Raw genomic sequence first — 6016 nt, 5'->3', positions numbered from 1 at the left:
GCTCGTCGGGCTCGTCGGTCTCGGGGCCCTGACGCTCGGCGGCACGGCCACCTACGACGCGATCGCGACCGCGACGGAACGGGACGACATCCGCCCCTACGGCGAACTCGTCCCCGTCACCGGCGGCCGGGTGAACGTCGCCGTCACCGGGTCCGGGGCGTCGACCGTCGTGCTGCTGCCCGGCTTCGGCACGGCATCCCCCGTGATCGACTTCGCCCCACTCGTCGACCGGTTGCAGGACACGCACCGGGTGGTGGTCGTCGAGCCGCTCGGGTACGGCCTGAGCGACGGCACCGACCGACCCCGGACCAACGCGAACATCGTCGACGAGGTGCACCAGGCACTGTCGACGCTCGGCATCGACCGGTACGTGCTCGCGGGGCACTCGGTCGCCGGGATCTACGCGCTCGAGTACACGAACGCGTACCCGGACGAGGTGCAGGCGTTCGTCGGCATCGACAGCAGTGTGCCGACGCAGCCCGGCATCGACGAGGCCGTCGGGTCCGGCCTGTTCCGCTTCGTGAAGACCACCGGGCTCGCCCGCGTGCTCACGGCCGTGTCCGGCGACGCGTACGCCGGGCTGCCCTACACCGATGCGCAGAAGGAGCAGATGACCCTGCTGTCACACCGCACCAGCATGCGCGCGACGTACCTGGACGAGTACGAGCACCTCGGCGCGAACTTCCGGCACGCCCGCAGCCTCGCGTTCCCCACCGACCTGCCGGTCCGTCTGTTCGTCGTGGGCGACGACCCGGACGTGCCGGGGTGGGAGCGCCTGCACCGTGAGCAGGCGGCGTCGGTCGCCGACGGCCAGGTCGTCCTGCTGGACGGCGGGCACTACCTGCACCACACGCACGCGGCCGAGATCGCCGAGGGCATCGACGCGGTCGCCGACCTCGGTCAGTGATCCCGGAGCGCCTCGACGAGCTCGGCCTTGCGCTTCGACGAGTACCCGGTCAGGCCGAGCTCCTTCGCCCGCTTCCGGAGGTCGGCGACGGTCCAGTCGTCGTAGGAGCCGGATTCGCCGCCCTTCTTCCCGACCGCCTCCTCGCCGCGGGCGGCAGCGGCGTTGCTGATCCGCGCAGCCTTCTCCTTCGAGTTGCCCTCCTTGCGGAGCTCCTCGTACATGTCCGGCTTCTTGAGTTGGTTCGGCATGGTCGGCCACGGTACGCCGGGCCCGGTGGAGACGCTCAGCGCTTCTCGGGGTCGTGCCCCCAGTTCATCAACGACCACCGCCACGGGGTGTCGTGGACGTCACCGTCCGGTCGCTGCTGCGCGTGGCGCGCGACGTAGCCGACCACCTTCCGCATGTGGGCATGGTCGTCGTCCGTGCGATCGGCCTTGTGCTTCTCGAGGATCCGGATGATGTGCCGCCCGCTCTCGTGACCGGTCGACTCGCCGCCGCCCGGGGGCTTCTGCCCGACCTGCTTGGACTCGTCGGTGCCCAACCACTCCTTCAGCTCGGACGCGGTCATGTTCACCGCGTCGGAGAAGTCGCGCTCGGTCTGCAGGTCGTCGTCGTCACTCATGGTCCCGAGGCAACCCCGCGGGCCTGGACGGGTGCGCAGGGCGGATGGCGCTCCGCCGCCGTCCAGCCGGGACGGGTTCCGTGGAGGCACGAGCAGGAAGGAACTCGCATGCCCACCGACCAGTACGAACACGGCGACCCGCGCACGCGCTACCCCGACGTCCAGCCGGAGCCGCAGACGCAGGACGAGCCGGGCCTCCAGTCCGAGATGGACCCGGTGCCCGACCTCGGCGAGACGAGCTACCGCGGCACCGGTCGGCTCGCCGGCCGGAAGGCCCTGATCACCGGCGGTGACTCCGGCATCGGCGGTGCCGTCGCGATCGCGTTCGCCCGCGAGGGCGCCGACGTCGCGATCGCCTACCTGCCCGAGGAGCAGTCCGACGCCGACCACGTCCTCGAACAGATCCGTGCCGCCGGACGCACCGCCGTCGCGATCCCCGGCGACCTGCGTGACAAGGCGTACGCGCAGCAGCTCGTCGACCAGGCCGTCGCCGGACTCGGCGGTCTCGATGCCCTGGTGAGCGTCGCCGGCAAGCAGCGTTGGCAGCCCGACGTGCTCGACATCACCGACGACCAGTTCGAGGCGACCTTCGACGTGAACGTCTTCGGGCTGTTCCGCCTCGTCAAGGCGGCGCTGCCGCACCTGGAACCCGGTGCGACGATCACCACGACGGCGTCGATGGAGGCGTACAAGCCGGCACCCGACCGGCTCGACTACGCGGCGTCGAAGGGCGCGATCAACAACCTGTCGAAGGGGCTGTCCCAGCTGCTCGTCGCGCGCGGCATCCGCGTCAACGTCGTCGCGCCCGGGCCGACGTGGACGGTCCTGCAGCCGAGCGGTGGCGTCGACCCGTCGACGCTTCCCGAGTTCGGCAGCAGCGAGTCGCCGATGGGGCGCGCCGGGCAGCCAGCCGAACTCGCACCGGCCTACGTGTTCCTGGCCTCGGACGAGTCGAGCTACGTCGTCGGCGAGACGCTCAACGTGAACGGCGGCATGGTCACGCCCTGACCGGGACCGCACGCCGACTCCACGGCAGCGGGTGGGAATGGATCGGACCCGCCCGCTGTCGAACTCTGCACCGATCACGAAGACCACGAAGGAGCACACCATGAGCCTCGAACCCCACAAGGGCGCAGCGATCGTCGACGAGCGCACCTGCACGGCGAAGCCCGTCCTGACCAAGCTGCACGACGCCCGCACTCCGGCGTTCGGCCGGTGGCTCGGGCAGATCAACCGCCAGGACTGAGGCGCAGCCCGGCGCAGCGCGTCGCCCTGCTAGCGTGCAGACGTGTCCTGGGGCCGGCTCTACTTCGCACTGCAGGCCCTCGGCGGCGCGGCGTGGTGGATCACCGTCGCGACCGTCCCCGCCGTCCGGACGCTCACGCTCGGCTCGCTGGACCCGGTGGTCGTCGCGGCCCTCGACGTCCCGCTCTTCGTCGGCGCCTCGGCGCTCGCAGCGGTCTCGGCGGGCACGGTCGGGCGGATCGCGGCGACCGTGGCCACCGTGTGGACGGCCCTCGTCCTCGCCGGCCTCGTCGTCTGGGCGACCGTCACCGGTGAGGCCGGCTGGGGCGTCGTCGTCATGACCGCGGCGGCCGTCGGCTCCGCGCTGGCCCTCGCCCTCGTCCTGCTCGGCCGGGTACCGACCGAGTGGTCGACGTCCGGTCCGCTGCGGTTCCGCACCGCCGACCCGGGTGCCGCGACGTCACGGCACGTGGTGGCGACGACCGTGCAGATCGTCGTCTTCTGGGGGCTGTTCCTCGGGGTGTTCCCCGTGGGCATCGCCGTCGCCGAGCACCGCTGGCGGCTGCACCCCGCACTGCCCGGACCGGTCGTGACCGCGTTGCTGGTGGTCGGGCTCGTCGTCCTCGCGCTCGCCAGCGCGCTCGGCATCGCGTCGGCGGCGGCGATGTCGACGAAGGGCGCTGGTACCCCGCTGCCGTCCGCCAGTGCGAACCGGTTGGTCGTCGCCGGCCCGTACCGCTCGGTGCGGAACCCGATGGCGCTCGCCGGCATCACGCAGGGCGTCGCCGTCGGGCTGCTGCTCGGGTCGTGGATGGTCGTCGCCTACGCGCTCGCCGGGTCGATCGTGTGGAACTGCGTGGTCCGACCGCTCGAGGAGGCCGACCTCGAGGCCCGTTTCGGCGACGACTTCCGCCGCTACGCCGCCCGTGTCCGGTGCTGGGTGCCGCGGTGGCCGATCGCGGCGAGCGTCGGCCCGGTCCCCGTCAGCTCGCCGGGCCGCTGATGTTCACGAGCCACGTGACCCGGAACCGGTCGGTGAGCATCCCGAAGGTGTCGCCCCACGGGGCCGTCGTGAGCGGTTCGATGATCGACGCGCCGTCGGCGAGTCCGTTCCAGTAGCGGGTCAGGGCCTCGGTGTCGTCGCCGCTGAGCGAGAGCGAGATCGTGCTCTCCGACGGGGTCTGCATGCCCGTCGGCGCGTCCGAGGCCATCAGCAGCAGGCCGTTCTCGCCCTCGAGCTGCCCGTGCATCACCTTGTCGGCGTCGGCGGGGTCCTGGCTCATGCCGGCTTCGCCGAAGGTGCCGATCGTGAGCTCGCCGTGGAACACCGAGTGGTAGAAGTCGAGGGCTTCGCGGGCCCCCGAGCGGAAGCCGAGGTACGGGTTGAGACGCACGGACACGGTGGACTCCTCACGACGGGCGGGCGTCGTCACCCGCTGCGCGCCCATCGTCGCAGACGCGACGTGCCCGCGGAAGGGCACGGTGCCCTGGACGGGCGTGCGATGCGGCCTGGAGGCCCGTAGCGGCGCCGCCACGGGCCTCCAGGCCGTCAGGCGGTCTCGGTGCGGTCCGTGGCCGGGTCCGCCCCGGCCAGGTCACGGATGCGCTTCGCCGGCACGCCGGCGTAGACGCCGTGCGCCAGCAGGCGCCCGGTCACGACCGCGCCGGCCGCGACGACCACGTCGTGCTCGATGTGGGCGCCGGGCAGGATCGTCGCACGGCCGCCGATCCACACTCGGTCCTCGATGACGACCGGACGGCCGGTCGCGGTGTCGCTCCACCGGCCGTCGGCGTCGATCGCGTGGTGGCTCGTCATGATGAGGACCTGCATGCCGATCGCGGCGTTCGCACCGATGCTGACGGGGGCGATGGCCTCGATGGTCGTCCCGCGGTTGAAGTAGACACCGCGCGCGACCGACAGGTTGCGCGGGTCGCCGGTCAGCGAGAACCCGGGGCCGGGAGCCGACTCGGCACGGGCGCCCGCGGCGGTCAGCAGCAGCCGTCGCACCACCCGCGGCAGGAACGGCGAGCCGAGCAGTGCCGTGAGCAGGACGTGCTCCCGGGCGTGCGCGACGTCCTCGCGGAGGCGTCGGGAGAACGTGGAGGGGACGGGGACGGCTGGCGTGGCCATGCGGCCTCCTGGGCTCGAGGGAGTCGTGCGGCGACACCACACACCGGAAACGTAAGCGCTCCCCAGGAGACCGACAACGGACTCTCGGGCCGTTGCGTGATCCTTGCGGTAATGCCCCGGACCGCTACTCCCGCGCCGCCAGCGCCGTCTGCCGTGGCAGCTCCCCGAACTCCTGCCGGTAGCTCCCGGCGAACCGGCCCAGGTGCGCGAACCCCGTCGCCCGGGCGATCTCGGCGACGCTGCGGTCGTCGCCCGCCTCGAGCTGCTCCCGGGCGAGCAGGAGCCGGATCCGACGCAGGTACATCGTCGGCGTGATGCCGTGGTGCCGCTGGAACGCCGCCTGCACCCCGCGGACACTCAGCCCCGCGGCCTCGGCGACGTCGTTGACGGTGATCTGCTCGGTCGCGTGGTCGAGCAGGAACGTCTCGGCACGGGCGAAGCGCGCGGTCGACGCCATCACCGGCTCGTGCTGCCCCACCGGCCAGTGCGGGATCGCGGTCAGCAAGCCGCCGGCGGCGAACCGGGCGAGCTCGCGCTCCCGCTCGAGCGGCACGTCCGTCGGACCCTGCAGGACCTCCTGCGCGACCGACCGGACCATGAGCCACCAGGCGGCGAGCGGCGCACCCTCCGGCACGTGTCGGGGACGGAACTCGAGCGGACCCGGCGCCCAGTCACCGCGCTCGGCGGCGACCTGCTCGACGATCGTCCGGTCGATGCGCAGCACGTCGTGCTGGAAGTCCATCCACCGGAACCGCTGCGGGTCCTGTCGGTAGAGCACCGGGCGGCCGATCTGCACCGGGTTGTCGTCGACGTGCGCCGAACCGGACTTCACCCAGACGATCATCATCGCCCGCCCGGGCTCGACCGCGCCGCTCAGGGCGCCCGTGCACCGCGTCGACTCGAGGGAGAGCAGGGCGGTGCCCCGCACGCGTTCCTCGAAGACGAAGCCCGCTCCGGTCGCCTCGACGGTGAGTCCGTGGGTCACGTGGGTCACCGACAGCGCCTCGGCCGCGACCGACGGCTCGTCTGTCCTGATCTCCCGCTGCGTGCGGTGCATCATCTCGGGCACGTGATGATCCTCGCGACATGTCGGCATCCGCGCAACGCACGA

At 72.2% G+C, this 6016-nt stretch carries 9 protein-coding genes; 4 read left to right on the top strand and 5 right to left on the bottom strand.

All coding sequences use genetic code 11. The features are described from left to right. On the top strand, nucleotides 1–907 hold a 907-nt coding region (locus OGL88_RS12605; protein WP_308202624.1), incomplete at its 5' end, for an alpha/beta fold hydrolase. Here OGL88_RS12605 and OGL88_RS12600 read toward each other — a convergent pair. Then, a complete protein-coding gene (locus OGL88_RS12600; RefSeq protein WP_263091599.1) occupies nucleotides 901–1155 on the bottom strand; it encodes a DUF7218 family protein in 255 nt (84 codons plus the stop codon). The two genes, OGL88_RS12605 and OGL88_RS12600, sit on opposite strands and share 7 nt — an antisense overlap. 35 nt (nucleotides 1156–1190) lie before the next feature. Next, on the bottom strand, nucleotides 1191–1529 hold the full coding sequence (locus OGL88_RS12595) for a DUF3140 domain-containing protein (protein ID WP_205462285.1): 339 nt from the start codon (nucleotides 1527–1529) through the stop codon (nucleotides 1191–1193). 108 nt (nucleotides 1530–1637) lie between these two features. Between OGL88_RS12595 and OGL88_RS12590 the strand changes: the two genes are divergently transcribed. From OGL88_RS12590 to OGL88_RS12580, 3 genes are all read left to right on the top strand, one after another. After that, the gene (locus OGL88_RS12590; protein ID WP_205462284.1) at nucleotides 1638–2537 is read left to right on the top strand and encodes an SDR family oxidoreductase; all 900 of its coding nucleotides are present in this window, start codon (nucleotides 1638–1640) and stop codon (nucleotides 2535–2537) included. A gap of 100 nt (nucleotides 2538–2637) precedes the next feature. Next, nucleotides 2638–2775: a hypothetical protein gene (locus tag OGL88_RS12585; protein WP_263091598.1), complete on the top strand. Its 138-nt coding sequence runs from the start codon at nucleotides 2638–2640 to the stop codon at nucleotides 2773–2775. A gap of 42 nt (nucleotides 2776–2817) precedes the next feature. Continuing rightward, a complete protein-coding gene (locus OGL88_RS12580) occupies nucleotides 2818–3777 on the top strand; it encodes a methyltransferase family protein (protein WP_263091597.1) in 960 nt (319 codons plus the stop codon). Here OGL88_RS12580 and OGL88_RS12575 read toward each other — a convergent pair. The 3 genes from OGL88_RS12575 to OGL88_RS12565 form a co-directional block, all read right to left on the bottom strand. Further along, entirely contained in the window at nucleotides 3758–4174 is a 417-nt protein-coding gene (locus OGL88_RS12575) for a VOC family protein (protein WP_263091596.1), read from the bottom strand. The two genes, OGL88_RS12580 and OGL88_RS12575, sit on opposite strands and share 20 nt — an antisense overlap. Nucleotides 4175–4323: 149 nt before the next feature. After that, entirely contained in the window at nucleotides 4324–4905 is a 582-nt protein-coding gene (locus OGL88_RS12570) for a DapH/DapD/GlmU-related protein (protein WP_263091595.1), read from the bottom strand. 124 nt (nucleotides 4906–5029) lie between these two features. Continuing rightward, entirely contained in the window at nucleotides 5030–5965 is a 936-nt protein-coding gene (locus OGL88_RS12565) for an AraC family transcriptional regulator (protein WP_263091603.1), read from the bottom strand. Between the last annotated feature and the right edge of the window lie 51 nt (nucleotides 5966–6016).

The sequence above is a fragment of the Curtobacterium sp. RIT-PI-V genome (genome assembly GCF_025642935.1).
Classification (GTDB): Bacteria; Actinomycetota; Actinomycetes; order Actinomycetales; family Microbacteriaceae; genus Curtobacterium.
This window is presented reverse-complemented; position numbering and strand designations above follow the sequence as displayed.

Coding starts and splice junctions, on each gene's coding strand:
- OGL88_RS12600 (WP_263091599.1), bottom strand. CDS start 1,155: ATGCCGAACCAACTCAAGAAGCCGGACATGTACGAGGAGCTCCGCAAG.
- OGL88_RS12595 (WP_205462285.1), bottom strand. CDS start 1,529: ATGAGTGACGACGACGACCTGCAGACCGAGCGCGACTTCTCCGACGCG.
- OGL88_RS12590 (WP_205462284.1), top strand. CDS start 1,638: ATGCCCACCGACCAGTACGAACACGGCGACCCGCGCACGCGCTACCCC.
- OGL88_RS12585 (WP_263091598.1), top strand. CDS start 2,638: ATGAGCCTCGAACCCCACAAGGGCGCAGCGATCGTCGACGAGCGCACC.
- OGL88_RS12570 (WP_263091595.1), bottom strand. CDS start 4,905: ATGGCCACGCCAGCCGTCCCCGTCCCCTCCACGTTCTCCCGACGCCTC.
- OGL88_RS12565 (WP_263091603.1), bottom strand. CDS start 5,965: ATGATGCACCGCACGCAGCGGGAGATCAGGACAGACGAGCCGTCGGTC.